General features: G+C 60.2%; 27 protein-coding genes and 2 pseudogenes. 20 read left to right on the top strand and 9 right to left on the bottom strand.

The features are described 5' to 3' along the window. Positions 1–8: 8 nt before the first annotated feature. From KGB07_RS27330 to KGB07_RS27320, 3 genes are all read left to right on the top strand, one after another. Positions 9–968, top strand: a complete 960-nt coding sequence (locus KGB07_RS27330; RefSeq protein ID WP_046037686.1) for a CheW domain-containing protein — start codon at positions 9–11, stop codon at positions 966–968. Positions 969–1044: 76 nt separating this feature from the next. Beyond that, complete coding sequence (locus tag KGB07_RS27325) at positions 1045–1530, top strand: chemotaxis protein CheW (RefSeq protein WP_007980742.1); 486 nt, start codon at positions 1045–1047, stop codon at positions 1528–1530. Then, on the top strand, positions 1531–1923 hold the full coding sequence (locus KGB07_RS27320; RefSeq protein WP_046037685.1) for a DUF2802 domain-containing protein: 393 nt from the start codon (positions 1531–1533) through the stop codon (positions 1921–1923). Positions 1924–1931: 8 nt separating this feature from the next. Here the strand turns inward: KGB07_RS27320 and KGB07_RS27315 are convergent, their stop codons facing one another. From KGB07_RS27315 to KGB07_RS27305, 3 genes are all read right to left on the bottom strand, one after another. Next, on the bottom strand, positions 1932–3317 hold the full coding sequence (locus KGB07_RS27315; protein ID WP_080925242.1) for a delta-60 repeat domain-containing protein: 1386 nt from the start codon (positions 3315–3317) through the stop codon (positions 1932–1934). A gap of 154 nt (positions 3318–3471) precedes the next feature. Then, complete coding sequence (locus KGB07_RS27310) at positions 3472–3801, bottom strand: EscU/YscU/HrcU family type III secretion system export apparatus switch protein (RefSeq protein WP_046037683.1); 330 nt, start codon at positions 3799–3801, stop codon at positions 3472–3474. After that, positions 3798–5372 carry a flagellar hook-length control protein FliK gene (locus KGB07_RS27305; RefSeq protein WP_223467193.1) on the bottom strand — a complete coding sequence of 525 codons (1575 nt, stop codon included), beginning with the start codon at positions 5370–5372 and terminating at the stop codon, positions 3798–3800. Before KGB07_RS27305 ends, KGB07_RS27310 begins: the two co-directional genes overlap by 4 nt. 199 nt (positions 5373–5571) lie before the next feature. On the opposite strand from KGB07_RS27305, the gene ccmA reads away from it, so the two are divergent. The 13 genes and pseudogenes from ccmA to KGB07_RS29800 form a co-directional block, all read left to right on the top strand. Further along, positions 5572–6207: a cytochrome c biogenesis heme-transporting ATPase CcmA gene (gene ccmA / locus KGB07_RS27300; protein WP_046037681.1), complete on the top strand. Its 636-nt coding sequence runs from the start codon at positions 5572–5574 to the stop codon at positions 6205–6207. Then, entirely contained in the window at positions 6204–6872 is a 669-nt protein-coding gene (ccmB, locus tag KGB07_RS27295) for a heme exporter protein CcmB (protein ID WP_007980754.1), read from the top strand. The genes ccmA and ccmB overlap by 4 nt, the downstream gene beginning before the upstream one ends. 73 nt (positions 6873–6945) lie before the next feature. Further along, entirely contained in the window at positions 6946–7701 is a 756-nt protein-coding gene (locus KGB07_RS27290) for a heme ABC transporter permease (protein ID WP_046037680.1), read from the top strand. Beyond that, positions 7698–7874 carry a heme exporter protein CcmD gene (gene ccmD, locus KGB07_RS27285; RefSeq protein WP_007983322.1) on the top strand — a complete coding sequence of 59 codons (177 nt, stop codon included), beginning with the start codon at positions 7698–7700 and terminating at the stop codon, positions 7872–7874. The genes KGB07_RS27290 and ccmD overlap by 4 nt, the downstream gene beginning before the upstream one ends. After that, complete coding sequence (ccmE, locus tag KGB07_RS27280; protein WP_046037679.1) at positions 7871–8326, top strand: cytochrome c maturation protein CcmE; 456 nt, start codon at positions 7871–7873, stop codon at positions 8324–8326. Before ccmD ends, ccmE begins: the two co-directional genes overlap by 4 nt. A 3-nt stretch (positions 8327–8329) precedes the next feature. After that, the gene (locus KGB07_RS27275) at positions 8330–10318 is read left to right on the top strand and encodes a heme lyase CcmF/NrfE family subunit (RefSeq protein WP_046037678.1); all 1989 of its coding nucleotides are present in this window, start codon (positions 8330–8332) and stop codon (positions 10316–10318) included. Continuing rightward, complete coding sequence (locus KGB07_RS27270; protein WP_046037677.1) at positions 10315–10851, top strand: DsbE family thiol:disulfide interchange protein; 537 nt, start codon at positions 10315–10317, stop codon at positions 10849–10851. The genes KGB07_RS27275 and KGB07_RS27270 overlap by 4 nt, the downstream gene beginning before the upstream one ends. Beyond that, on the top strand, positions 10848–11321 hold the full coding sequence (locus tag KGB07_RS27265) for a cytochrome c-type biogenesis protein (RefSeq protein WP_046037676.1): 474 nt from the start codon (positions 10848–10850) through the stop codon (positions 11319–11321). Before KGB07_RS27270 ends, KGB07_RS27265 begins: the two co-directional genes overlap by 4 nt. After that, positions 11314–12516, top strand: coding sequence for a c-type cytochrome biogenesis protein CcmI (gene ccmI / locus KGB07_RS27260; RefSeq protein WP_223467191.1), 1203 nt, complete (start codon positions 11314–11316; stop codon positions 12514–12516). The genes KGB07_RS27265 and ccmI overlap by 8 nt, the downstream gene beginning before the upstream one ends. 14 nt (positions 12517–12530) lie before the next feature. Continuing rightward, on the top strand, positions 12531–12938 hold the full coding sequence (locus tag KGB07_RS27255) for a hypothetical protein (protein ID WP_223467189.1): 408 nt from the start codon (positions 12531–12533) through the stop codon (positions 12936–12938). Between the two features lie 752 nt (positions 12939–13690). After that, positions 13691–14286, top strand: a pseudogene (locus tag KGB07_RS27250) (alpha-D-ribose 1-methylphosphonate 5-triphosphate diphosphatase); the annotation flags it as partial. Next, positions 14286–14852 carry a phosphonate metabolism protein/1,5-bisphosphokinase (PRPP-forming) PhnN gene (phnN, locus tag KGB07_RS27245; protein ID WP_046037766.1) on the top strand — a complete coding sequence of 189 codons (567 nt, stop codon included), beginning with the start codon at positions 14286–14288 and terminating at the stop codon, positions 14850–14852. The pseudogene KGB07_RS27250 and the gene phnN, both read left to right, overlap by 1 nt. Further along, positions 14843–14984, top strand: a pseudogene (locus tag KGB07_RS29800) (phosphonate metabolism protein PhnP); the annotation flags it as partial. The gene phnN and the pseudogene KGB07_RS29800, both read left to right, overlap by 10 nt. Positions 14985–15122: 138 nt before the next feature. On the opposite strand, the gene KGB07_RS27235 reads toward KGB07_RS29800, so the two are convergent. Both KGB07_RS27235 and KGB07_RS27230 read right to left on the bottom strand, forming a co-directional pair. Continuing rightward, positions 15123–16004: a LysR family transcriptional regulator gene (locus KGB07_RS27235; protein ID WP_223467187.1), complete on the bottom strand. Its 882-nt coding sequence runs from the start codon at positions 16002–16004 to the stop codon at positions 15123–15125. A gap of 149 nt (positions 16005–16153) precedes the next feature. After that, positions 16154–16873 (bottom strand): SDR family oxidoreductase, encoded by a 720-nt coding sequence (locus tag KGB07_RS27230; RefSeq protein WP_223467185.1) that lies wholly within the window; start codon positions 16871–16873, stop codon positions 16154–16156. Between the two features lie 237 nt (positions 16874–17110). Here KGB07_RS27230 and KGB07_RS27225 point away from each other — a divergent pair, with 237 nt between their 5' ends. Together KGB07_RS27225 and KGB07_RS27220 are read left to right on the top strand one after the other, a co-directional pair. Continuing rightward, positions 17111–17323, top strand: coding sequence for a type II toxin-antitoxin system HicA family toxin (locus KGB07_RS27225; protein ID WP_080925240.1), 213 nt, complete (start codon positions 17111–17113; stop codon positions 17321–17323). Continuing rightward, complete coding sequence (locus tag KGB07_RS27220; RefSeq protein ID WP_007983297.1) at positions 17323–17727, top strand: type II toxin-antitoxin system HicB family antitoxin; 405 nt, start codon at positions 17323–17325, stop codon at positions 17725–17727. The genes KGB07_RS27225 and KGB07_RS27220 overlap by 1 nt, the downstream gene beginning before the upstream one ends. A gap of 92 nt (positions 17728–17819) precedes the next feature. On the opposite strand, the gene KGB07_RS27215 is transcribed toward KGB07_RS27220, so the two are convergent. Next, positions 17820–19025, bottom strand: coding sequence for an MFS transporter (locus KGB07_RS27215; RefSeq protein ID WP_223467183.1), 1206 nt, complete (start codon positions 19023–19025; stop codon positions 17820–17822). A gap of 235 nt (positions 19026–19260) precedes the next feature. On the opposite strand from KGB07_RS27215, the gene KGB07_RS27210 reads away from it, so the two are divergent. Further along, a complete protein-coding gene (locus KGB07_RS27210; protein WP_046037672.1) occupies positions 19261–19890 on the top strand; it encodes a hypothetical protein in 630 nt (209 codons plus the stop codon). Positions 19891–19996: 106 nt separating this feature from the next. After that, positions 19997–20440, top strand: coding sequence for a hypothetical protein (locus KGB07_RS27205; protein ID WP_046037671.1), 444 nt, complete (start codon positions 19997–19999; stop codon positions 20438–20440). A 735-nt stretch (positions 20441–21175) separates the two neighbouring features. Here the strand turns inward: KGB07_RS27205 and KGB07_RS27200 are convergent. From KGB07_RS27200 to KGB07_RS27190, 3 genes are all read right to left on the bottom strand, one after another. Beyond that, the gene (locus KGB07_RS27200; RefSeq protein WP_046037670.1) at positions 21176–22174 is read right to left on the bottom strand and encodes a sulfate ABC transporter substrate-binding protein; all 999 of its coding nucleotides are present in this window, start codon (positions 22172–22174) and stop codon (positions 21176–21178) included. Between the two features lie 91 nt (positions 22175–22265). Continuing rightward, positions 22266–23090 (bottom strand): ion transporter, encoded by an 825-nt coding sequence (locus tag KGB07_RS27195; RefSeq protein WP_223467181.1) that lies wholly within the window; start codon positions 23088–23090, stop codon positions 22266–22268. A gap of 21 nt (positions 23091–23111) precedes the next feature. Continuing rightward, on the bottom strand, positions 23112–24026 hold the full coding sequence (locus KGB07_RS27190) for an urea transporter (RefSeq protein ID WP_223467179.1): 915 nt from the start codon (positions 24024–24026) through the stop codon (positions 23112–23114). Positions 24027–24189: the final 163 nt, after the last annotated feature.

Raw genomic sequence — 24189 nt, 5'->3', positions numbered from 1 at the left:
GTGTGCCAATGAATCGGCCAGTGAAGACGACATCGCGCCCGCAACTGGCGTTGCAGTCGTATCTGGACAGCCTGCTGCAAGACGCAACCGAGGACTTCGCGCCTGAGATCGAGGCGCTTGTTGAGGTTGTCGAAGCGGTGAAAGTCATCGAAGAGCAAGCGGTGTTGGACGAGTTCCAGGCCGCGGTGCTCGAAGAGCAGGCCCGGGACGCACAGAAAACCGCAGTGGCCGCCGCGCCGGTGGTCGCGCCTTTGGCAAAGACTCCCGTAGCCGTGGTCGAAGCCCCGGAACCCGTACTGGTGCCGGTTTCGACCCTCGCGCCGCTGTTGCAAACCCTGGTGGCTCCAGTCATTGAAGAGCCGGTAGCGCTGGTGGCTCCGGTGATCGAGGAGCCTCAGGCGCTGGTGCCTCCCGTCGTCGAAGTGCACCTGCCGCTGAGCAATACGCCGCCACCGGTGGAAACCGATGGTCGTCCATCCTGGGCTGCCGAACCCTTCGAGTGCCTGCTGTTCGATGTCGCCGGCTTGACCCTGGCGGTGCCGCTGGTGTGCCTGGGGTCGATTTACTCCCTGGCCGGTCACGAGTTGACACCGTTGTTCGGCCAACCGGAGTGGTTCCTGGGCATCCTGCCGAGCCAGGCCGGCAACCTCAAGGTGCTCGATACCGCGCGCTGGGTCATGCCCGACCGTTACCGCGACGATTTCAAGCAGGGCCTGCAATACGTGATTTCGGTGCAAGGCTACGAGTGGGGGCTGGCGGTGCATCAGGTCAGCCGTTCGTTGCGCCTGAACCCGAATGAAATCAAATGGAGAAGTCATCGAGGTCAGCGGCCATGGCTCGCCGGCACGGTGATTGAACACATGTGCGCCTTGCTCGATGTCGCCTCATTGGCCGAGTTGATCGCAAGTGGCGGCGCCAAGCACATGTCTGGCAGCAAGCCGGGCCACAAACCGACATCAGTCAAATAAACAAAACAGGCGACGTCACTCTGATGATGTTGCACAGAACACACACCGCCAGGGCGGTTTCTTGAGGGGTCAGGGTATGAATGACAAGGCAACGGCGGCAAAAGGTTCCGAAGATCCGATCCTGCAATGGGTCACCTTCAAGCTGGACAACGAGACCTACGGCATCAACGTGATGCGCGTCCAGGAAGTCCTGCGCTACACCGAAATCGCCCCGGTCCCGGGCGCCCCGAGCTACGTGCTGGGCATCATCAACCTGCGCGGTAACGTCGTCACCGTGATCGACACCCGCCAGCGCTTCGGCCTGATGAATGCCGAGATCAGCGACAACACCCGTATCGTCATCATCGAAGCCGACAAGCAGGTTGTCGGGATCATGGTCGACAGCGTGGCCGAAGTGGTTTACCTGCGTCAGTCGGAAATCGAAACCGCGCCGAACGTGGGTAACGAAGAGTCCGCCAAGTTCATTCAAGGCGTGTGCAACAAGAACAACGAATTGCTCATCCTGGTCGAGCTCGACAAGATGATGAGCGAAGAAGAATGGTCGGAACTGGAGAGTATCTGATTGATTCTCGAGGTTGCGGTCATTGTCCTGTTCCTGTTTTGGGCAGGCACGCTGGCAATGTTCCTGGCGTACATTCGCGGTCAAAAGCAGATCGCCGCGCAACAGGCCAAGGGTGATGCGCAGCGTGATCAGCGCATCAAGGACCTGGCCAAGCGCGTCGACGACTACCAGAACGGCAATGTGCGCATGGGCGAAGACCTGTATGAACTGCGGGCGATCGTTGCGCCATTGCCGGACAAACTCGTTCAGCTGGAACAGCGCGATCCCACCAGCCTGTCGTTCGCCCAGGCGGCGCGACTGGTCGGGATGGGTGCCAGCGTCAACGAACTGACCCAGTCCTGCGGCTTGACCCAGGCGGAGGCGGAGTTGATGAGCAAGTTGCATAGAAACTAAAACGCAGATCAAAGATCGTCCGAACGCTGTTCGAGCTTTCGGGCGATTTTTATAGCGATTTGTCCTCTTCGGCCATTCGCGAGTCGAACGAATGACATTTGGTGGCTTGTAGACACCCAACTGTTTCCAGCTATCAATAGTTTCCCGTCGGGCAACAATGCATAGGTTTTCGCGGCATCCTCAATGCCAAACACTGAGATCGTTCTCCATCCAATGCCATTGGCGAAGCGAAGATCCAGACGCCCATTTGCCAGGTAGCGGCCTACGAGGAACTCACTTTTGTGTCCACTACCGCTCCGTCCATGAGCATTACCGATAGTCGTCGTGGTGTCATCGATTGATGACGCTCCCCCCAACCAGTAGCAGTCTTTCGGTCTGGGTTGTGTAATAACTGGTTTGCCTTCATTGAACGCGGTGTCGGGTCTACCGTCTGTTGTAAAACCCATCACCATACAGTCGTTGGTTCCCAAGCCGTCTTCAGCATAAGTGTAAGCAATGCCTATAGCGACTAGTCGCCCATCCGGTTTTATGGAGACTTGATTGCAGTGGATTAAGTGTTTTGGGTAGCTGATAGTTGTAAATCCGCCAGCGCCAAATGAGGTATCAAGTTGCCCGTCAATGTCAAGTCGGGCCAGAAGTCCATGTTCGAATTCCTTCTGGACTCCGCCAAAGACGAGGATCTTTCCATCCGCTTGGAGTGCATGTCCAGATAGGGTTACGGGATAACCGTCAAACTTGAGTTTTACGGACCCGCTATTGTTGAAGCTTGTATCGAGCACGCCATTCGCCAGGAACCGCATGACAATCCCGTATCCGTCTTGACCTTTAACTGCAGCGTGCACAGTCAACAATATCGTTCCATCGGATTGGACTGTCGCACTGTCCGCTATGCTGAAAGCCGTGGGTGCATGTTCGTTGTGCTGGGTTCTTGAAAGTGGTTCGGTTAATGGAAGATCAATGATGATCTGCCCGTTTTTACCAAACTCCGTGTCAGGTGTTCCATCGTCATTAAAGCGTGCCAAAACATGCTGGTACCCCTGTTCACCGTAATTGAAGCCCGACAACAGGATTTTTTCATCCGGCAGAACTGAAACCCCACCGCCCAGTGCCCTGACTCCAGGCAAGAAGTTACCTCTGATATATCCACTTGAACCACTTCCGCCAAACTGTGTATCGACATTGCCGTCTTCATTTAACCGCATCAGGCCAAACTGTTGATCATCGTTGCCATAGGTCGTTGCGCTTACGATGATTTTTCCGTTTGCATTCATCGCCATACCAGCGACATGGGAGGTAGTGGTACCAGGAAACATGTGTATTATTTTCCCGTTTTGTCCAAATGACGGATCAAGAAAGGGTGTGTTATCAGCAGGTGTTTGAACATTGATTTTCATGACGATGACCAGTCCTGGAGGGATGGGCTCACGGGTACAGGGCGTGTAGCCCGTGAAGTAGCACTGGCGCTACAAGCATCATTCAATATTCAAACAGGCATGCTCGCTACTGTCAGATCTGACAGTAGCGATGGACGGGCAACGACTGAACGTATCAGTAGTCGTCGCCGCGCTCAGTAATGTCCTTCTCGACCATCAGCGCATTCGGATCCTGCCCCGCCTGAAACTTCCCCTTCAAACTCCACGCAAACGCAATGATCTCGGCAATCGTCAGATAGAGCTCCTGCGGAATGCTGTCCCCCAGCTCCATCCTCGCCAGCAGCCTCACCAACTCGGCGTTTTCGTAGATCGGCACTTCGCAGTCGCGGGCAATGCGCAGGATTTCTTCCGCCAGCGCTTCGTCGCCCTTGGCCGTGAGGGTGGGGGCGTGGGTGCCGTCGTATTTGAGGGCGATGGCCTGGCGTGGGGCGTTGGGGTTTTTCATGCGGTTTCGTCGACCCAGCGTTGTTCGAGGCGGGTTTGCGGGCCTTGGGGCGGTGTGCCGAGGTGGCAGTCCAGATCGCCGACGTTCAGGCCGGCGGACAGCAAGCGGTCACGCAGCCCGCTCAGGTTACTTTCGATCAGGTTCGCGGTGTAAGGCCGCTCGGCCCAGAGCTGGCTGGAGAGGCTGCCCTTGATCAGTTGCGCCTGGATTTGCAGCGGCCCCAAAGGTTCCATGGCAAAGGCCAGCTCCACACGCCACAGCTGTTGCTTGGGTTCGCGTTCTTCGCGACGTTCCTTCGGCTGTTCTTTTTCGGGGGAGTCTTCACGCTGGAATTTGACCTGCAAGGGCACGATGTCCTGCATGTTGCGCATCGGGATTTCCAGCTGCCAAGTGCTCATCAGCCGTCCGTCGGCGGTGACGCCGGTTTGTTCCAGGCTCGACAGTTGATGGCTTTGCAGGCGTGAAACCGCGGCGGCGGCCAGGCGAAGCAGGTGTTCGAGGTCGTTTTCACCATCGGCGCCTTGCAACTGGCGTTCGGGCAGCGGGAAACCGGTCGGCGACGGCTTGGCACTGACTTGGCCGAGCATGCCCAGGGCATTGCGGACAAAGTTCGGCATGGCCTGGGCCAGAGTGTTGGCGGCGATGATCGCGCCGAGGCTGGTGTTGGCCGGCAAGCCCTGACTCAACTGCGCAACCAGTTTGAGCAGGTCGCCCTTCATGTCCGGCGCGAGTGTCGGGTTTTGCCCGGTCAGCAGTTTGCTTTCGAGAAACACACCGCTGCTGGCAAGGGCCTGGGCCAGGCCCTTGTGGGTGCTCAACTGTTGAACATCCGGCAGGCCGGCGAGCAACCGGGCAGCGACGTTGCGTAATTCAACGGATGTCTGGTCCGAGGGCGCAAGATTCTGCAGGAGCTTGAGCAAACCGTCCAGCGACCCCTGGCGGCTTTGCTGGTCGACCAGTTGCCGGGTCACCGCCAGTTGTTCCTGTCGGCTGCTCAGGGGCATGAACTTCACGGTCTGGGCGTCCTGAACCTGTGCGCTCAACAAGGTGCCGATGCGCAAGGGCTGCGGGCTGTCGATGCTCAGGGTGCTGCCGCTCAGTGCGGTGTTGAGCAGGCCCACCATCGAGCGAAACACCATGGGCTGGCCGGGCACCTGGGGCAGCACTTGCGAGGTCAGCACTTTGCCCTGCAGCAGAGTGCCAAAGGGCAGTTGCGCGGTGTCGAGGCGGGTGAGGGTGGCGACATTGGAGGCAATGGCCTGTTGCACCGTCACGGCCAGGTTGCCGGCCGAGGGTTGGCTGACGAGCAGCGTGGTGCCCTGGGCCAGCGGTTGATTGCTGGTGGTCTGGACCGTGGTCTGGCGGCCGCTGTCGAGGGTGACCTTGAGCAGCATCTGGAAAGTCTGGTCCGCCTGCTTGAGCGACAACACTTCGGCTTGGGCGGTTTGACCGACGCTGATCAACCCCTCCACCGGCGTCAGCAATTTTAGCAGCTCGCCGCTGACCACCTGCGGGCGTGACGTCGCCGGGAGGGTTTGCGGTAGCGGGAGGATGTTCATTTCGCCTGTCATACGCGGTCACAACCTGAGGAAAATGCACTCTTTAGAGTAAGGCATGGCATGTATAATGCCGCGCCGTTGTATCCAAAAATGGCGAAAACTTTGCAATTGTTTGACGCAGCTCTCTAGAACAAGACGTCATTGCATCTATGCTGCATCTCTTTAACGGCCGCGCCAGAGCCGACTTGAACCGTATAAGGCCCGTGAACCCTTGACCAGTCCTGTCCTGCAAACCGTTGCCCTTGCCTGTGAGCGAGACCTTCGGCTGCTCTTCGAAAATCTCGATTTGAGACTGGCCAGTGGCGAAATGATGCAAATCAGTGGCCCCAACGGCAGCGGCAAGACCAGCCTGTTGCGCCTGCTCTCAGGGCTGATGCAGCCGACCGCCGGTCAGGTGCTGCTCAACGGTCAGCCGCTGAACGAACAACGCGGTGAGCTGGCGCGCAACCTGCTGTGGATCGGCCACGCGGCCGGGATCAAGGATTTGCTGACGCCGGAAGAGAACCTGAGCTGGCTGTGCGCCTTGCATCATCCGGCGACCCACGAGGCGATCTGGCAGGCGCTGGCCGCGGTCGGCCTGCGCGGATTCGAGGATGTGCCTTGCCACACCCTGTCTGCCGGTCAGCAGCGCCGCGTTGCCCTGGCGCGCCTGTATCTGGACAGTCCGCCGCTCTGGATCCTCGATGAACCCTTTACCGCCCTCGACAAGCAGGGCGTGGCACAGCTTGAATCTCATCTGGCCGGCCACTGCGAGCGCGGCGGCATGGTGGTGTTGACCACTCATCACACGCTGAGCCGGATGCCGGCCGGTTATCGCGACATCGATCTTGGGAGCTGGGCCGTATGAGTGTTTTCGGCCTGCTGGTCGCCCGCGAGGCTCGTCTGCTGTTCCGCCGTCCGGCAGAACTGGCCAATCCGCTGGTGTTCTTCGCCATCGTCGTGTCCCTGTTCCCGTTGGCGGTCGGACCCGAGTCTCAATTGTTGCAAACCTTGTCTCCGGGACTGGTCTGGGTCGCGGCACTTTTATCGGTTTTGCTCTCGCTGGACGGGCTTTTCCGCAGTGATTTCGAGGATGGATCCCTCGAGCAGTGGGTCCTTTCGCCGCACCCCCTGGCTCTTCTGGTTTTGGCCAAGGTGCTGGCACACTGGGCTTTTTCCGGCCTGGCACTGGTTTTGCTCGCGCCTTTGCTGGCGCTGATGCTCGGTTTGCCTGCCGCCTGTCTGCCAGTGTTGCTGCTTTCGTTGCTGCTCGGTACACCGGTACTGAGCCTGCTCGGTGCGGTGGGCGCGGCACTGACGGTGGGCTTGAAGCGCGGTGGCCTGTTGCTGGCACTGCTGATACTGCCGTTGTACATCCCGGTGTTGATCCTTGGCAGTGGCGCCTTGCAGGCTGCCTTGCAGGGGATGCCGGCGACCGGTTATCTGTTGTGGCTTGGTAGCCTGACCGCCCTGGCGATAACCCTGACACCTTTTGCAATAGCCGCTGGCTTGAAGATCAGCGTCGGCGAATAATGAGGTCTGGTTAAAAAATAACCAGTAAAGACCCTGGCTCTTCACAGTAAAGAGCAACCGTGATGGAAACAGTATGAACTGGACGTGGTTTCACAAGCTTGGCTCGCCCAAATGGTTTTACGGCATCAGCGGCAAACTGCTGCCCTGGCTGAGCGTCGCGGCGTTGCTGCTGATCAGCGTTGGCGTGGTCTGGGGCCTGGCCTTTGCGCCGCCGGACTACCAGCAGGGCAACAGCTTCCGCATCATCTATATCCACGTCCCGGCCGCCATGCTGGCCCAGTCCATCTACGTGATGCTGGCGGTGTGCGGCATCGTCGGGCTGGTGTGGAAAATGAAACTGGCCGACGTCGCCCTGCAATGCGCAGCGCCCATCGGTGCCTGGATGACCGCCGTGGCGCTGGTCACCGGAGCGATCTGGGGCAAGCCGACCTGGGGCTCGTGGTGGGTCTGGGATGCACGCCTTACGTCCATGCTTATCCTGCTTTTCCTGTACTTCGGTCTCATTGCGCTGGGCAACGCCATCAGCAATCGTGACAGCGCGGCCAAGGCCTGTGCGGTGCTGGCGATCGTCGGTGTGATCAACATCCCGATCATCAAGTACTCGGTGGAGTGGTGGAACACCCTGCACCAGGGCGCGACCTTCACCCTCACCGAAAAACCGGCGATGCCCGCCGAGATGTGGCTGCCACTGCTGCTGACGGCGTTGGGTTTCTACTGTTTCTTCGGTGCGGTCCTGCTGCTGCGCATGCGTCTTGAAGTGCTCAAGCGCGAAGCCCGGGCCAGTTGGGTCAAAGCCGAAGTGGAAAACAGCCTGGAGGTCGCTCGATGAGTTTTGCTTCATTCGGCGACTTCATTGCTATGGGTCATCATGGCCTGTATGTCTGGTCAGCCTATGGCATCTGCCTGACGGTTTTGGCCCTCAACGTGGCGGCGCCGATCCTGGCCCGCAAGCGGTATCTGCAACAAGAGGCGCGTCGTCTGCGCCGGGAGAACGGCAAGTGAATCCGCTGCGCAAAAAGCGTCTTATCATCATTCTCGCGATCCTGGTCGGGGTCGGCGCTGCCGTCGGCCTGGCCCTGAGCGCCCTGCAGCAGAACATCAACCTGTTTTACACACCGACCCAGATCGCCAACGGTGAAGCCCCACAAGATACGCGCATTCGCGCCGGCGGCATGGTCGAGAAGGGCTCGCTTGAGCGATCCAGTGATTCCCTGGACGTGAAGTTCGTCGTCACCGACTTCAACAAATCCGTGACCATCACTTATCGCGGCATCCTGCCGGACCTGTTCCGCGAAGGGCAGGGCATCGTCGCCCTGGGCAAGCTCAATGCCGATGGCGTGGTCGTGGCCGATGAAGTGCTGGCCAAGCACGATGAGAAGTACATGCCGCCGGAAGTGACCAAGGCGTTGAAAGACAGCGGTCAATCGGCTCCAACGCCCGCGAAGGAGGGTTGATCCATGACGTCCGGCATCTTTATTCCCGAGTTGGGTCATCTGGCGATGATCCTGGCCCTGTGCTTTGCCCTGGCTCAGGCCGTGGTGCCGCTGTTCGGTGCCTGGCGCGGTGACCGCCTGTGGATGAGCCTGGCCCAGCCGGCCGCCTGGGGGCAATTCACCTTTCTGGTGTTTGCCTTCGGTTGCCTGACCTACGCCTTCATGGTCGATGACTTCTCCGTCGCTTATGTGGCCAACAACTCCAACAGCGCGTTGCCGTGGTACTACAAGTTCAGCGCCGTGTGGGGTGCCCACGAAGGTTCCCTGCTGTTGTGGGCCTTGATTCTCGGCGGCTGGACCTTCGCGGTGTCGGTGTTTTCCCGGCAGTTGCCGCAGGTCATGCTGGCCCGCGTGCTGGCGGTGATGGGCATGATCAGCACCGGTTTCCTGCTGTTCCTGATCATGACCTCCAACCCGTTCAAGCGCATCCTGCCGCAAATGCCCAGCGACGGTGCCGACCTCAACCCGCTGCTGCAAGACATCGGCCTGATCGTTCACCCGCCGATGCTGTACATGGGTTACGTCGGTTTCTCGGTGGCCTTCGCCTTCGCGATCGCCGCGCTGATGGGCGGTCGCCTGGATGCCGCGTGGGCGCGCTGGTCGCGTCCTTGGACCATCGTGGCCTGGGCGTTCCTCGGTATCGGCATCACCCTGGGTTCGTGGTGGGCGTACTACGAACTCGGCTGGGGCGGCTGGTGGTTCTGGGACCCGGTGGAAAACGCCTCGTTCATGCCGTGGCTGGTGGGCACCGCACTGATTCACTCGTTGGCGGTCACGGAAAAGCGTGGCGTGTTCAAGAGCTGGACCGTGTTGCTGGCCATCGCTGCGTTTTCGCTGAGCCTGTTGGGTACTTTCCTCGTGCGTTCCGGCGTGCTGACCTCGGTGCATGCCTTTGCCTCCGACCCAGAGCGCGGGGTGTTCATCCTGATTTTCCTGCTGTTCGTGGTCGGTGGTTCGCTGACTCTGTTCGCCCTGCGCGCGCCGGTGGTCAAGAGCCAGGTGGGCTTCAACCTCTGGTCCAGGGAAACCCTGCTGCTGGGCAACAACCTCGTGCTGGTGGTAGCGGCCTCGATGATCCTGCTCGGCACCTTGTATCCGCTGATTCTGGACGCCATGACCGGCGCCAAGCTGTCCGTCGGCCCGCCGTATTTCAACGCGCTGTTCATTCCGTTGATGGCGTTGCTGATGGTGGTGATGGCGGTCGGCGTGATCGTGCGTTGGAAAGACACACCGGTGAAATGGCTGGTGAGCATGCTCACCCCGGTCCTGCTCGGCAGCGCTGCGCTGGCAGTAGTGGCCGGCGTCGCCTACGGCGATTTCAACTGGGCCGTGCTCGCGACCTTCATGCTCGCCGCCTGGGTGTTGCTGGCCGGTGTGCGTGACATCTTCGACAAGACCCGCCACAAGGGCCTGATCAAAGGCCTGCCAACCCTAACCCGCAGCTACTGGGGCATGCAGGTCGCGCACCTGGGCATTGCCGTGTGTGCGCTGGGTGTCGTGTTGTCCAGCCAGAACAGTGCCGAACGTGACCTGCGCCTGGCGCCGGGCGAATCCATGGACCTGGGTGGTTATCAGTTCGTCTTCGAAGGCGCCAAGCATTTCGAAGGCCCGAACTTCACCTCCGACAAGGGCACGGTTCGCGTGATCCGCGATGGCAAGGAAGTCAGTGTGCTGCACCCGGAAAAACGCCTGTACACCGTGCAGAACTCAGTGATGACCGAAGCCGGCATCGATGCCGGTTTCACCCGCGACCTCTATGTCGCCCTCGGTGAACCCTTGGGTAACGGTGCCTGGGCTGTGCGCGTTCACGTCAAACCGTTCGTGCGCTGGATCTGGTTCGGCGGTTTGCTGACCGGCTTAGGCGGGTTGCTGGCGGCGCTGGATCGGCGATATCGGGTCAAGGTCAAAAGCCGCGTGCGCGAAGCACTGGGCATGTCGGGAGCCACTGCATGAAGCGTTGGTTGATGTTGTTGCCACTGGCGATTTTTCTGGTGGTTGCTGTATTCCTTTACCGAGGGTTGTACCTGGATCCGGCCGAGTTGCCTTCGGCCATGATCAACAAACCGTTCCCGGAGTTTTCCCTGCCAACGGTGCAGGGCGACAAGACCCTGACCCGCGCTGACATCCTCGGCAAACCGGCGCTGGTCAACGTCTGGGGCACCTGGTGCATTTCCTGCCGGGTCGAGCACCCGGTGTTGAACAAGCTGGCACAGCAAGGCGTGGTGATCTACGGCATCAACTACAAGGACACCAACGCCGATGCCTTGAAGTGGCTGACGGACTTCCACAACCCGTATGTACTGGACATTCGTGACGACCAAGGCTCGCTGGGCCTGAACCTCGGAGTCTACGGCGCCCCGGAAACCTTCTTCATCGATGCCAAGGGCATCATCCGTGACAAGTTCGTCGGCGTGATCGACGAGCAGGTCTGGCGCGAAAAACTGGCGGCCAAGTACCAGGCGCTGGTCGACGAGGTCAAGCCATGAAGCGCTGGATTGCTGCCGCCGTTATCGGTTTGAGCATGGCCGGCATGGCCCACGCGGCCATCGACACTTACGAGTTCGCCAAGGAAGGTGACCGCGAGCGTTTCCGCGAACTGACCAAGGAGCTGCGTTGCCCCAAGTGCCAGAATCAGGACATCGCCGACTCCAACGCACCGATTGCCGCCGACCTGCGCAAAGAGATTTTCCGCATGCTCGGCGAGGGCAAGGACAACCAGCAGATCATCGACTTCATGGTCGATCGCTACGGTGATTTCGTCCGCTACAAGCCTGCGCTGAACGCCAAGACCGCCTTGCTCTGGTTCGGCCCCGCCGGCCTGCTGTTGGGCGGTGTCGTGATCATCGCGGTGATCGTCCGCCGTCGTCGCGTGCAACGCGCCGGCACCCCGGACTCGCTTTCTGCCGAGGAGCGCTCGCGCCTCGACCACCTGTTGGATAAAACCAAGAATGATTGATTTCTGGCTCGCTGCAGGTCTGCTGCTTCTGGTTGCCCTGAGTTTTCTATTGATCCCGGTGCTGCGCAGCCGTCGCGCCCAGCGTGAAGAGGATCGTACCGCCCTGAACGTCGCGCTTTATCAGGAGCGCGTGGCTGAGTTGCAGACTCAGCAGGAAGAGGGCGTGCTCGATGCGGCGCAAATGGACGCCGGTCGCGCCGAAGCTGCCCGTGAGTTGCTGGCGGACACCGAAGGCGCTGAAGCACCGCAGGTGTCGCGTCTGGGCAAACCCTTGCCGTTGCTGGCGGCCATTCTGGTGCCGGTGCTGGGCCTGGGGCTGTACATGCATTACGGTGCCAGCGACAAGGTTGAGCTGACTCGCGAGTTCGCGCAGGCACCGCAGTCGATGGAAGAGATGACCAAGCGCCTGGAGCGCGTGGTCGCCGCTCAGCCGGATTCCGCTGAAGGCATGTACTTCCTCGGTCGCACCTACATGGCTCAAGATCGCCCGGCGGACGCGGCGAAGATGTTCGAGCGAACCGTGAACCTGGCTGGTCGTCAGCCGGAGCTGCTCGGTCAGTGGGCTCAGGCCCAGTACTTCGCCGATGGCAAGAAGTGGTCGGACAAGGTCCAGGCCCTGACCGACGAAGCGCTCAAGGCCGATCCGAAAGAAGTCACCAGCCTTGGCTTGCTTGGCATTGCTGCGTTTGAAAGCGAGCGTTATCAGGACGCCATCGATTACTGGAATCGCCTGTTGGCGCAATTGCCGCCGGAAGACCAGTCCCGCGAGGCGCTGCAAGGCGGGATTACCCGGGCCACGGAGAAGCTTGTTGCCAGTGGTGGCAAGGTTGCGCAAGCACCGGCGGCCAAGGCCTCGGCGCTGCTCAAGGTCAGCGTCGATCTGGCGGCGGACCTCAAATCCAAGGTCCAGCCTGGCGACAGCGTGTTCATCTTCGCCCGTGCGATCTCCGGTCCTCCGGCCCCGCTGGCGGTCAAGCGCATGACCGTGGCCGACCTGCCGGTGACCGTCGAACTGGGTGATGCCGACGCAATGATGCCGCAATTGAAACTGTCGAACTTCCCTGAAGTCCAACTGGTTGCGCGCATTTCCCGTGCCGGCAAACCGACCGCCGGCGAATGGATCGGTCGCAGCCAGCCACTGGCCAGCAGCACCACCGCGCCGCAAACACTGACCATCGACAGCCCGGATAAATAACAGGAAACGCCACCATGACCGCCATTGCTCGTATTGCCCTGCTCAGCGCTGTTTTGGGGTTAAGCGCTTGTGCGGTCCAGCAACCAACGGAACATCAGGCACCACCACCGTTCCCGCCGTCGCAGCCGAGCCCCACACCATCGACGTCGCCCGTACCGAGCAAGCCGACCATACCGGCCAAACCTTCCAAGCCGTTGCCACGCACCTCAGCGAGCTTCGCGCCACCACCTGGGGGCAATAGCCATTGGGATCCGAAGCTTGGGGTGTATGTGCTGGATGACCAGCCCAATACCTTTTATCGCCAGCGTACCTATTACCGCTGGGATAACGGCTGGAGCCGGTCGATCGGTCCGAACGGGCCGTGGGAAGATACTGACATCCACGGTGTACCGGGTGGCCTGGGGCGGCAGTTCGGGCAGTAGTGCAAAGAGGCGACCTTCGGGTTGCCTTTTTCTTGGCTGGGAAATGTGATTGCCGGGCCACTGCTGGACCCTGTGGGAGCGAGCCTGCTCGCGAAGGCGGCCTGACAGCCGACCTGTCTTTTGTTGATCGTGTACATATCCGTTTCTGCGGTAACGACGACTTATGGTTCCGCTCTTACAGCGGGTCACTTTTGGCAAACGCCCCAAAAGTGACCAAAAGGTCTCGCCCCTTACGTACGGCCCCTCGCTAAGGCTCGGCGTTCCTTCGCTGCGGTATTCATCCGGGGGCATTGCCCTCCGGTCGGCTTCGCTTCGACCTACATGCAATGAGTTCGACTGCGTCGAACGGCGCTGCGCGCCAATCCCCGGATGAACACCTCCGCTCAGCCTGCCGAGGGGGCGGGTGGATCAAGATCAAGAGCTGCAGGCGAGCTAACGCTCGGCCTGTTGAGTGGTGAGGAGCGTGGGTGTACGCCGCTCTGCCTTTGCTCTTCTGTGGGAGATTCTATGGTTGAGGAAAAGCCCTCAACCCGCTTTTGCTTTGGCTTTTGATCTTCTTGCCCCCTCGAGAGGCCGAACGTCAGGGGCAAAGCATTTGGTTACTTTCGCCTGGGCCGACACTCCGGCTTTTCGAAAGTGACCCGCCGTAAGGGCGGAACCGTAAGTGGCCGTGACCACAGCAATGGACATGTACACCAGTAAAAAACACATCTACCAACACATAGCCATCGCGGGCAAGCCACGCTCCCACAGCCTCCGACGCCAGACTGACCCGAGCCGAACTCCGCCTGCACCTGCACTGCGTGCTGTGCCACCCGGACATCTTCAGCGTGTTCCGCGATCTGGTGGAGAGCCCGCTGGTGCAATTGGTGTCGGTGATGGACCACTCGCCGGGTCAGCGCCAGTTCGTACTGGAATCCAAGTACCGTGAGTACTACATGAGCACGTACCACCTGACCACGACGCAGATGGATGAATTCATCACGCTGCAAATGGCCAACTCGCGCACGTACAGCGACCGTTACCCACATCGAGGAGTCGGCGCGCTACGGCATGACCATCGCCGAGTTCCTGGTCACCGTCGAGGCCAAATTTGGTTGCCGGGAGCACGGAATGAATGTGTTGATAAGCGCACCGAACATCGTGCGCGGGCGGCCGCACTCGGGTAGCGTGGCCGTCGCAGATCTCGCCGGCGAAGGTTTGCTGAATATTCTGTCCAGCGACGACTTCCCTGCGAGCCTGCTGCATCGGCGTTCGAGCTGGCGGTACAGAGTGAGCGGATCTGTTTGGCCGAAGCGGTTTACCGAAGGTCCAGCAAGTATGGCGACAAGCGAAGAGGGTGTTTTGATGGCGGGCAGGTTGATCTATCTCATCGGGCCTTCAGGTTCGGGCAAGGACAGCCTGCTGGATGCGGCGCGAGAGCAGTTGGCAGAACGCGGCTGCCGTATCGTGCGGCGGGTCATCACCCGTTCGGCGGAAGCCGTGGGCGAGGCGGCACTCGGTGTCAGCCCGCAGCAGTTTGCCGAAATGGAGGCAGAAGGCGCGTTTGCCCTGAGCTGGCACGCCAATGGCCTGTCCTATGGCATTCCGCGGGAAATCGACGACTGGCTGGCCGCCGGGCACGACGTGCTGGTCAATGGCTCGCGGGGGCATTTGCAGAACACTCGCCTGCGCTATCCGAAGGCATTGGTGCTGTTGCTGACAGTGGACCAGGCGGTGCTGCGTCAACGACTGCTGGAGCGCGGGCGTGAGTCGCTGATCGAGATCGATCAGCGCTTGGCGCGCAATGCCCGATTCAACGAGCGGCTGTTGGCTGAAGATCCGGCCGTGCACCTGCTCGACAACTCCGGGCCGCTGGAGGTTACGGTCGAACGTTTGCTGGCCTGCATTGACGAGCAAGCCCCATGCGCCTGACGTTGCTGGGCACCGGTGATGCCCGGCAAGTGCCGGTCTATGGCTATGAGTGCGTGGCTACGATGCGGCCCGCCACGATCAGCGCTGGTTGATCGGCCCTGCAGTGCATTGATGAGTTGCAGCCGAAGTCGGCGGTATTGACCCATGTCGGGCATACCCTGGATGCCTGGTTGATGGAATATCGGGGTGAATTGCCGGCGAATGTCAGGGTCGGGTTTGATGGGTGTGTGTTGTAGCGATCTTTTGATCTTGATTGACGGGCTGTCAAACTTACTTCATCAACAACCCCTGCACATACTCCACAAACGCCCGAGCCTTGGCGCTGGCCATTCTCCCTGTGGGGAACACTGCCCACAGATCCAGGTTCGGCAGTGCCCAGTCCTTCATCACTTCCCGGACCGAACCGTCGGCCAGTTCCGGTGCGAACATCCATTGCGAGGCCATGGTCAGCCCTTGATGGGCCAGCACGGCTTCACGAAGGCCTTCGGCGGCATTGACGCGGATCCGGCCGCTGATGTTCACCGATTGCTCCTCGCCGGCCTTGTTGAACTGCCAGTTGGCGGCGCTACCGAGGGTGTAGAGGATGGCCTGATGTTTGCTCAGGTCGGCGGGGCAGGTGGGCTCGCCGTGTTTTTCAAAGTAGGCCGGTGTGCCCAGTACCATGCGCCGGCATTCGGCGATCTTGCGCGCGGTCAGCCTCGAGTCGCTCAACACGCCCAGGCGCAGGGCGATATCGACGCCTTCTTCCACCAGGTTGACGTTGCGATCATCGAGCATCAGGTCGATGTCCAGCGCCGGGTTTTGCTCCAGGAAGGGGCCCAGGTGCGGAACGATGTGCAGCCGGCCGAAGGTGACAGGCGCGCAGATGCGCAGGTTGCCACTCAGCCCGCCGGCGGAACCCCGTGCGGCGTTATCGGCCTCGTCGGCTTCTTCGATGGCGCGCTTGGCCCGTTCGAAAAAGGCCAGCCCGGCCTCGGTGGGCGTCAGGCCCCGGGTCGAACGCAGCAACAGCCGCACCGCCAACCGCGATTCGAGTTGCGCGATGGTTTTCGACACGGCCGGCTGGCCGATTTTCAGGCGCCGGGCGGCGGCGGAAAACGAACCGGTTTCCACCACGTAGACGAAGGTTTCCATTGCGCCGAGACGGTCCATTGAGGGTCCTTGTGCAAAATCCGGAAGTGTCGAAAGTCCCTTGTAGGAGCGAGCCTGCTCGCGATGACGGCATGACAGTCAGCATCAATGTTGAATGTTAAAGCGCTATCGCGAGCAGGCTCGCTCCTACAAGGGGTATATGGTGACAGTCAAAACGCGGCTTTACCCACCGAAGCACCACCATCGACAAACAGCGTCTGCCCGGTGATGAACCCGCTCTGCTCCGACAACAGAAACGTTATCGCCGAGGCGATTTCCTGTGGCTGTCCAAGGCGGCCCATCGGTACGCTGGCCAGATACCGCGCTTCACCTTCGCTGCCCGGCGGATTGTTGGTGCGGAACAGTTCGGTTTCGGTCGGCCCCGGCGCCACGGCGTTTACCGTGATACCACTTTGTGCCAACTCCAGCGCCCACGAGCGGGTGAAGCTGACCAGCGCAGCCTTGGCCGCCGCATACGCCGTGCGCTGGGCAATCCCGAGTACCGTCAGGCTGGAGATGTTGACCACCCGGCCCCAACCCTTGGCGCGCATGTTCGGCAACAGCGCCTGGGTGGCCTGCAAGGCCGAATGCAGATTGACCCGCATTACGTCGTCAAAGGTATCCAGATCGATTTCGCCAAGGGCTTGCGGACGCACCAGACCGACGTTGTTCACCAATCCATCGAACTCGTACACCCTGGCCAACTCCTCCAGCACTTCTCGGGTCAGCTTTCGGTCGCTCAGGTCCAGCGGAAACAGAATGCCCGGGAACGTCAGGTCGGGTTTGCGGGCGATGCCCACCACACGATGACCGGCCCGGTCCAGGTGCTCGGCCACCGCCCGGCCAATGCCTTTGCTGGCGCCGGTGATGAGAAAGGTACGTCGGGTCATGGCAACTCCTTGTAAGGGCATGCCGCCGGCCGGGCGGCAATTGAACGGGGCAGCCGCGAATCGCATCCAGCATCGCTTCAGGCTCTGGGCGTTGAGTGTAATCGGGAAAGGCAGGGCTTTCATCAGGGGGTTTCATCACACTCTGTAAAACAACCAGGCGTCGCTCTTCGGGTTTTTGTGCTTGAGTAAAGATAACTCTAGGGTTATTTTTGTTTTTGCCAAGCAAGGAGGCTGGTGGTGCAGAGCAGGCTATTGATCAAGGAGTTGGTGGAAGCGGGTTGGACCCTGGACCGGGTCACTGGCAGTCATCATATCTTCACGCACCCTTACAACCCGTACACCGTTCCCGTCCCTCATCCAAAAAAGGATTTACCGATCGGGACGGTCAAGAGCATCAGGCGGCGAGCCGGGCTTTACTGCCCGCCAGCCAGTTACGCAGGAGATCCATAATGCAATATCCAATCTGTATCGAATGGGGCGACGAGAACACCGCCATCGGTATCCAGATCCCCGATATTCCAGGTGCGGTGACCGCCGGGGATACCTTTGAAGAGGCTTACAACGCAGCCGTCGAAATTGCCCACATCATGCTGCAGGAGATGGCAGCAGACGGCGATACCATTCCGATGCCGACTTCAGCGGCGCTGCACCGTGGCAATCCCGAGTTCGCCGACATGGGCTGGGGCATGCTGGAACTGGACATCTCGCCGTACATGGGCAAGACCGAGAAGGTCAATGTCACGCTGCCCGGCTATGTGATCCAGCGTATCGACCGCTATGTGCGCGAGCACAACGTCAAAAGCCGCTCCTCCTTTCTGGCGGATGCGGCGATGGAGAAGCTGGTTCGGCAATAAATCGGGGCGCTGCAGGCATTCGCGAGCAGGCTCGCTCCCACAGGTTGCTTGCAAACCTTGTGGGAGCAAGCCTGCTCGCGAAGCTTTAAAGCTTACGCCGTCGCCAGCGCAGCCTTCTGCGAAACACTCAAGAACCGCAACAACGCCAACAGCGGAAACGCGCTGCCGACGATCACGATCCACAACCAGCCGCCGTGTTCGTACACCGCGCTGGCCACCGAAGAGCCGAAGGCGCCGCCGATGAATATGCTGGTCATGTACAGCGCATTCAGGCGGCTGCGGCTTTTGCCGTCGAGGGCGTAGACCGCGCGCTGGCCGAGGACCATGTTCATCTGCACACAGAAGTCGAGCACCACGCCGGTTACCGCCAGGCCGATGATGCTGTAGGCCGGATGGATAAACGCCGGCATGAAACTCAGGCTGGCGAACAGCAGGGCCAGTAACGACGCGATGCGGGTGTGGCCTGAGTCGGCCAGGCGCCCGGCGATGGGTGCGGCGATGGCGCCGATGGCGCCCACCAGGGCAAAAATCGCGATCTCGCTTTGCGACAAACCGTGATTGCGCGCCAGTTCCAGTGGTACGGCGGTCCAGAACAGGCTGAAGGTGGCAAACATGCAGCCCTGGTAAAACGCCCGCTGGCGCAGGACCGGTTGTTTGCGCAACAGCGTCCACAGTGAGCCCAGCAATTGGCCATAGGACGCGCTGTGATCAGGTTCACGCTTGGGAATGGTCACGGCCAGCACGATGCTGATGGCTGCCATCAACACCGCGGCAATCATGAACATCGCCCGCCAGCCGAAGTGGTCGGCCACCACGCTGGACACCGGCCTGGCCAGCAGAATGCCGAGCAACAAACCGCCCATGATCCCACCCACCACACGGCCGCGGGTTTCTTCCGGCGCCAGGTGCGCGGCCAACGGAATCAGGATTTGCACTGAAACCGAACTGAACCCCACCAACAGCGAAATCAGCAAAAACACGTTCGGCTGATCGGTGAGCGCGGCGCCCAGCAGGCTGACTATTGCCACCAGGGTGGTGATGATCATCAGCCGACGGTTCTCCAGCAGATCCCCCAGCGGCACCAGGAAAAACAGCCCCAGCGCATAGCCGATCTGGGTCAGGGAAACGATCAGGCTGGCCATGGAGTTGGTCAGGCCGATGTCCGGGGCGATCAGGCCGATGATCGGCTGGGCGTAGTAGATGTTGGCGACAATCGCGCCGCAACAGAAGGCGAACAGCAGCACCATGCCTCGGGTCATTGTCGCGGTGCCGTGGGACACCTGGGTCGCTGGGTTCATAACGGGTCTCGCTATACGGAAAGGAATGCGCGCAGGCTAATGGGCTGACTGAAACGGCGGAAGTGGGATTGGAGTGATAGCAATCATTCCATTGCGGAATGACTGACGAACGCGTGTGTCGTCCGTCGAAGAGCCTTGCGTCAGAACTATGCAGGTGAATGATACATTCACTTACATCTTGTTCGATAGCGTGCTTATGTTCTCTCTTCCTGTCTTGCCACCGGAGGGCCGTCCCATGAATATGAAGTTTCGTCAGCTGATTCGCCGCGCTTGTGTCGCTACCTTGATCAGCGTCTTCAGCGTTGGCCTGGTCCAGGCCGAGGATGCGCCGGGCACGCGCATCGGGGTGCGTGGCGAGATTACTGGCGTCAGTCCGGACATTTTGAAAGTCCACGCCAACAGCGGCGACAACGTGGTGATCAACCTGACCAAGGACACCAAGGTCCGCGCCGTGACCCTGGCCAACATCGAAGACATCAAGCCCGGTAGCTACATCGGCAGCGCCGCTATTCCCCAGGAGGATGGCACCCTCAAGGCCCTGGAGGTCCATGTATTCCCGCCGGAGTTGGCCGGCAGTGGCGATGGTCATCGGCCGTTTGACCTGGTCAAGGGCAGCAGCATGACCAACGGCAGCGTCGGCGACCTGGTGGTGAGCAATGGGCGGGTGCTGACCGTCAACTACAAGGGCGGCCAACAGAAGATCCTGGTGCCCGAAGACGTACCTATCGTCAACCTGATACCGGCCGATCGCAGCCTGTTGAAGGTGGGCGTGAAGATCGTGACCTTTGTGACCCAGGGTGCTGACGGCACGCTCACGGCTCAATCCATCTCGGCGGGCAAGGATGGCGTGACGCCACCGATGTAGTCTTTGCAGGCCTGACCGACCATCCGAAGAAATGCCCACATTTGCCTGACAACTAGAATCAACAGGGGGATCACTTCAACGCGTCCTTTCAAGCGGGAGTATCACGATGAAAATCGTATCGTCGCTGGCGTTGGTGGTAGCGGTTGGGTCGATCTCCGGGTGCTCGACGGTGCCTGATCGTCAGGTCACCAACGTTCCCCTGAACGCTACTTCCATCAATGCCGGGAGAATCGCCCGGCCCATCATGATGTCCGACGGTAATGCAACGGTGTTCTGGTTTGCGGTCAGTGGCGAAAGCATGGGTAGTGCTTTGCCGGGCCGTTTGCAGGCTTATATCTATCCGGGAAGCTGTGCGAGCCTGGGTGCGAAACCGGCCTATGACATGAACGACGGGCCGAATGCGAGGTTCTATTCAGCAGCGTCGCACCAGTATTTCTGGAAAAGCGCACCGATCGCCTACGAGACTCTTCGAGCGGGCGGCTATTCGTTGGTTGTGCGTGAAAGCCCGGCCGACGGGAACCAGAATATTTTCTGCGGCAAACTGAGCTGAAATGGCAGCCACAAAAAAGGCGACCTGCACAGGTCGCCTTTTTCATTGGTGCGCCAGGCATGGCGCGTTGCGCGTAAGCGCAACCAGCTTGGCTGTGGTGGCCACGCTGGTGACTTGGAGGTGAAAGTCCTCTACACACCCGGCAAGGGGAAGTGTTAGCCAGAGGCAAGGGTGTCGCGGGTGACTGCGAATCTGAAGGAAGCCCGAGGCAAAATGCTGGCCTGACGAACAGGAAGCGGATAGAGGCGGCGCAGCGGGGTAAGAAGGCCAATATCTTCAAAGCCCGATACTTGCACGGAACGCTGCGACGTAGATCCGACAGGCATAAGCAGGAAGGTCGCGCGAATTACCCTGGGAGATCTGTTTAGCCTGCCATGTGCTACCGGCGTCGCGAGATGACGGGATGGGCGACAGAAGTCAGCAGAGGCCGTAGTAGTTGCTCGAAACCGGAGTAATGAAGGGCTGAACCTGCCATGAGTGGATAGTCGGGTGTGATCTCTGTTGGAGCGTAAAGCAGAAACTCCGCGTAGCGGAGGTCAAGACCATTAGGAGGTAGGAGCCGGAAGCTCCGAGGGCCGGTCTGGGCGCTTAGATACCGCAGGCGACACATCAACGGAACCAAGCTCGCTGACGTTGTTTGTCAGTAGGCAGGAACCGCCGTATACGGAACCGTACGTACGGTGGTGTGAGAGGACGGCGGGGGCAACCCCGCCTCCTACTCGATCCGCTCAGCGATTACTGACCGCTGTAGATCTGGTCGAAAACCCCGCCATCATTGAAGTGGGTCTTCTGCACGGTGCGCCAGTCGCCGAAGGTCTTCTCGACCGACAGGAAGTCCACTTTCGGGAAGCGGTCGGTGTACTTGGCCAGCACGGCCGGGTCGCGCGGGCGCAGGTAGTTCGCCGCGGCAATCTCCTGACCTTCCGGCGACCACAGGTACTTCAGGTATTCCTCGGCCGCCGCACGGGTGCCTTTCTTGTCGACGGTCTTGTCGACCACCGACACCGGTGGCTCGGCTTCGGCGGAAACGCTTGGGTAGATGACTTCGAACTGATCACGGCCGAACTCGCGGGCGATCATTTCCGCTTCGTTTTCGAAGGTCACCAGCACGTCGCCGATCTGGTTGGTCATGAAGGTGGTGGTGGCGGCACGGCCGCCGGTGTCGAGTACTGGCGCTTGCTTGAACAGTTTGCCGACGAAGTCTTTGGCCTTGTTTTCGTCGCCGCCGTTTTTCAGCACGTAGCCCCAGGCAGAAAGATAGGTGTAGCGACCGTTACCGGAGGTTTTCGGGTTCGGGACGATGACCTGTACGCCATCCTTGAGCAGGTCAGGCCAGTCTTTCAGGGCTTTCGGGTTGCCCTTGCGCACGATGAACACGGTGGCCGAGGTGAACGGCGCGCTGTTGTTCGGCAGGCGCGTGACCCAGTTGTCCGGCACCAGTTTGCCGTTGTCTGCCAGGGCGTTGATGTCGGTGGCCATGTTCATGGTGATGACATCGGCTGGCAGGCCGTCGATGACCGAACGCGCCTGTTTGCTGGAGCCGCCGAAGGACATTTGCAGGACGATGTTTTCGTTGTGCTCGGCTTGCCAGTGTTTCTGGAACGCAGTGTTGTAGTCCTTGTAGAAATCTCGCATCACGTCGTAGGAAACGTTGAGCAGGGTTGGTGCAGCCTGGGCGATGTTGCCCAGGGCCAGGCCTGCGGCGAGAAGTGAGGCGCCAAAGAGTTTTTTCACTGCGAATTCCTTGTTCTATTAAAAGTGGGGCAATTTGCCAGCGACTATAACTGGGCTCGTTTAGTCCCTTAAAGATTAAAAAGCTCTTTGCTTATTCCAGTTTTTTGAACAGTGCATTGCCACAACGGGAGCAGAACGACGCCTCGGTTTCATGGCTGTCCTTGGTACACACCGGGCAGTCGCGATGCAACTGGCCGCCACGCATGGCCGTGGCCAGTTCGGCGGTGAAGATCCCGGTGGGCACGGCGATGATCGAGTAACCGGTGATCATCACCATCGACGAGATGACCTGGCCCAATGCGGTCTTGGGCACGATGTCGCCGTAACCGACGGTGGTCAGGGTCACGATAGCCCAGTAAATGCCCTTGGGAATGCTGGTGAAGCCATGTTGCGGGCCTTCGACCACATACATCAGGGTGCCGAACACCGTCACCAGGGTGCAGACGCTGAGCAGGAACACGAGGATCTTCTGCTTGCTGCCGCGCAGGGCATCGAGCAGGTAATGGGCTTGCTTGAGGTACGGACCGAGCTTGAGCACGCGGAAGATCCGCAGCATCCGGATCACCCGGATGATCAGCAGGTACTGGGCATCGCTGTAGTACAGCGCGAGGATGCCGGGCACGATGGCCAGCAGGTCCACCAGACCATAGAAACTGAAGGCATAGCGCAGGGGCTTGGGCGAGCAGTACAGGCGCAGGATGTACTCGCCGAGGAAGATCACCGTGAAGCCCCACTCGATATACGCCAGCAGGCTGGCGTAGTTCTGGTGGACGTCATCGATGCTGTCCAGGATCACCACCACCAGGCTGGCGAGGATGATCAGCAGCAGTGTGGAGTCGAAGCGTCGACCGGCAACGGTGTCGGTCTGGAAAATAATCACGTACAGGCGATTACGCCACGTGTCGTTGCTGTTCATGCACATCGCCTTGGCCGCAAATCAGCGCAGCCTAGGTTGATTCTCCCCGGGAGCGCAAGGCGCGCTTTCGACCGTGGCTTTGCCGAGCATTTGAACAACGCTGCGAATCAGCCAGCCGGCAAGAATGAACGGCGCGGTCAGCGTGGGCAGACCGATGGCGGCAAACACCGGCGTCAGCAACAGCGCCAGGCCGATGCCAAGCAGCGGCAGCCACGGTTGACGACGCAGGGAGCTGAAGGCGAGGGCGGCCAGCACGGCGTTATAGCCACCGAGGCCGAGCAGTGCGGTATAGAAATCGTGGTTCAGCAGGCTCCAGCCCATGCCCGCGACAGACGCCAGCAATGCCCAGCAGAATGCGCGGCGATCAGCGATCAGCAAACCGGTGGCAATCATCGCACCGGCCAGTGGATGACCAAGGAACATCACCTGACCAATGCCTTTGAGTGGCGCGGCGAGCATGTTCAGGGTGCTGACTTCGATCAAGTGCGGCTCAGTCGAGGGCGTGGCGAAGCACAGCAGCAACCAGCCCAACCCGACGAAGGGCGCGGTGTAGGCTGGCAGGTATTGGCTGAACCGGAGGCGCTTGAGCCACTGCTGGGTGACCATCGCGCTCAGGCCACCGGCGGCCAGAATCAGTGGCGGCATCATCGCCGACCAGGGGAAATACAGGCTCAATAACAGTCCGAGCAGGACGCCGTTGTAGCTGAACAACCCGGCCTGACGATCCGCCTTGGCATAGTTGCGACGTTGCGCGGTGAGCAGCCCGGCGACACCACCGAGCAAGGCGCCGCCGAGCAAGGCGGGCGCAGTGAACAAAATGGCCAGGACGCACAGCAGGCCGCACAGCGGATTGCGCTGGAGAAAGATCTGGCTGAAGCCGTTGAGCAATGCTTCGGCCCAGTCGGGGCAGTGGGTGTTGAAGTGGTGGGCAGGCATGATGAAATCTGGGCAGTGAAAAATCAAAGGTGCTGCACAAATCTGTGGCGAGGGGGCTTGCCCCCGTTGGGGCGCGAAGCGGCCCCGGATCCGGTGAATGCGGTTTCTCTTGGGAACCCGTCATGCCGGAAAACGACTGCTACGCAGTCGAACGGGGGCAAGC

Source organism: Pseudomonas sp. GL-RE-26 (genome assembly GCF_019956275.1).
In the GTDB taxonomy this organism is placed as follows: domain Bacteria; phylum Pseudomonadota; class Gammaproteobacteria; order Pseudomonadales; family Pseudomonadaceae; genus Aquipseudomonas; species Aquipseudomonas grandcourensis.
This window is presented reverse-complemented; position numbering and strand designations above follow the sequence as displayed.

What these genes read in the sequence shown, in the direction of transcription:
- KGB07_RS27330 (WP_046037686.1), top strand. Translation starts at nt 9, where the DNA reads ATGAATCGGCCAGTGAAGACGACATCGCGCCCGCAACTGGCGTTGCAG.
- KGB07_RS27325 (WP_007980742.1), top strand. Translation starts at nt 1,045, where the DNA reads ATGAATGACAAGGCAACGGCGGCAAAAGGTTCCGAAGATCCGATCCTG.
- KGB07_RS27315 (WP_080925242.1), bottom strand. Translation starts at nt 3,317, where the DNA reads ATGAAAATCAATGTTCAAACACCTGCTGATAACACACCCTTTCTTGAT.
- KGB07_RS27310 (WP_046037683.1), bottom strand. Translation starts at nt 3,801, where the DNA reads ATGAAAAACCCCAACGCCCCACGCCAGGCCATCGCCCTCAAATACGAC.
- KGB07_RS27305 (WP_223467193.1), bottom strand. Translation starts at nt 5,372, where the DNA reads ATGACAGGCGAAATGAACATCCTCCCGCTACCGCAAACCCTCCCGGCG.
- ccmB (WP_007980754.1), top strand. Translation starts at nt 6,204, where the DNA reads ATGAGTGTTTTCGGCCTGCTGGTCGCCCGCGAGGCTCGTCTGCTGTTC.
- KGB07_RS27290 (WP_046037680.1), top strand. Translation starts at nt 6,946, where the DNA reads ATGAACTGGACGTGGTTTCACAAGCTTGGCTCGCCCAAATGGTTTTAC.
- ccmD (WP_007983322.1), top strand. Translation starts at nt 7,698, where the DNA reads ATGAGTTTTGCTTCATTCGGCGACTTCATTGCTATGGGTCATCATGGC.
- KGB07_RS27275 (WP_046037678.1), top strand. Translation starts at nt 8,330, where the DNA reads ATGACGTCCGGCATCTTTATTCCCGAGTTGGGTCATCTGGCGATGATC.
- KGB07_RS27270 (WP_046037677.1), top strand. Translation starts at nt 10,315, where the DNA reads ATGAAGCGTTGGTTGATGTTGTTGCCACTGGCGATTTTTCTGGTGGTT.
- KGB07_RS27265 (WP_046037676.1), top strand. Translation starts at nt 10,848, where the DNA reads ATGAAGCGCTGGATTGCTGCCGCCGTTATCGGTTTGAGCATGGCCGGC.
- ccmI (WP_223467191.1), top strand. Translation starts at nt 11,314, where the DNA reads ATGATTGATTTCTGGCTCGCTGCAGGTCTGCTGCTTCTGGTTGCCCTG.
- KGB07_RS27255 (WP_223467189.1), top strand. Translation starts at nt 12,531, where the DNA reads ATGACCGCCATTGCTCGTATTGCCCTGCTCAGCGCTGTTTTGGGGTTA.
- phnN (WP_046037766.1), top strand. Translation starts at nt 14,286, where the DNA reads ATGGCGGGCAGGTTGATCTATCTCATCGGGCCTTCAGGTTCGGGCAAG.
- KGB07_RS27235 (WP_223467187.1), bottom strand. Translation starts at nt 16,004, where the DNA reads ATGGACCGTCTCGGCGCAATGGAAACCTTCGTCTACGTGGTGGAAACC.
- KGB07_RS27230 (WP_223467185.1), bottom strand. Translation starts at nt 16,873, where the DNA reads ATGACCCGACGTACCTTTCTCATCACCGGCGCCAGCAAAGGCATTGGC.
- KGB07_RS27220 (WP_007983297.1), top strand. Translation starts at nt 17,323, where the DNA reads ATGCAATATCCAATCTGTATCGAATGGGGCGACGAGAACACCGCCATC.
- KGB07_RS27215 (WP_223467183.1), bottom strand. Translation starts at nt 19,025, where the DNA reads ATGAACCCAGCGACCCAGGTGTCCCACGGCACCGCGACAATGACCCGA.
- KGB07_RS27210 (WP_046037672.1), top strand. Translation starts at nt 19,261, where the DNA reads ATGAATATGAAGTTTCGTCAGCTGATTCGCCGCGCTTGTGTCGCTACC.
- KGB07_RS27205 (WP_046037671.1), top strand. Translation starts at nt 19,997, where the DNA reads ATGAAAATCGTATCGTCGCTGGCGTTGGTGGTAGCGGTTGGGTCGATC.
- KGB07_RS27195 (WP_223467181.1), bottom strand. Translation starts at nt 23,090, where the DNA reads ATGAACAGCAACGACACGTGGCGTAATCGCCTGTACGTGATTATTTTC.
- KGB07_RS27190 (WP_223467179.1), bottom strand. Translation starts at nt 24,026, where the DNA reads ATGCCTGCCCACCACTTCAACACCCACTGCCCCGACTGGGCCGAAGCA.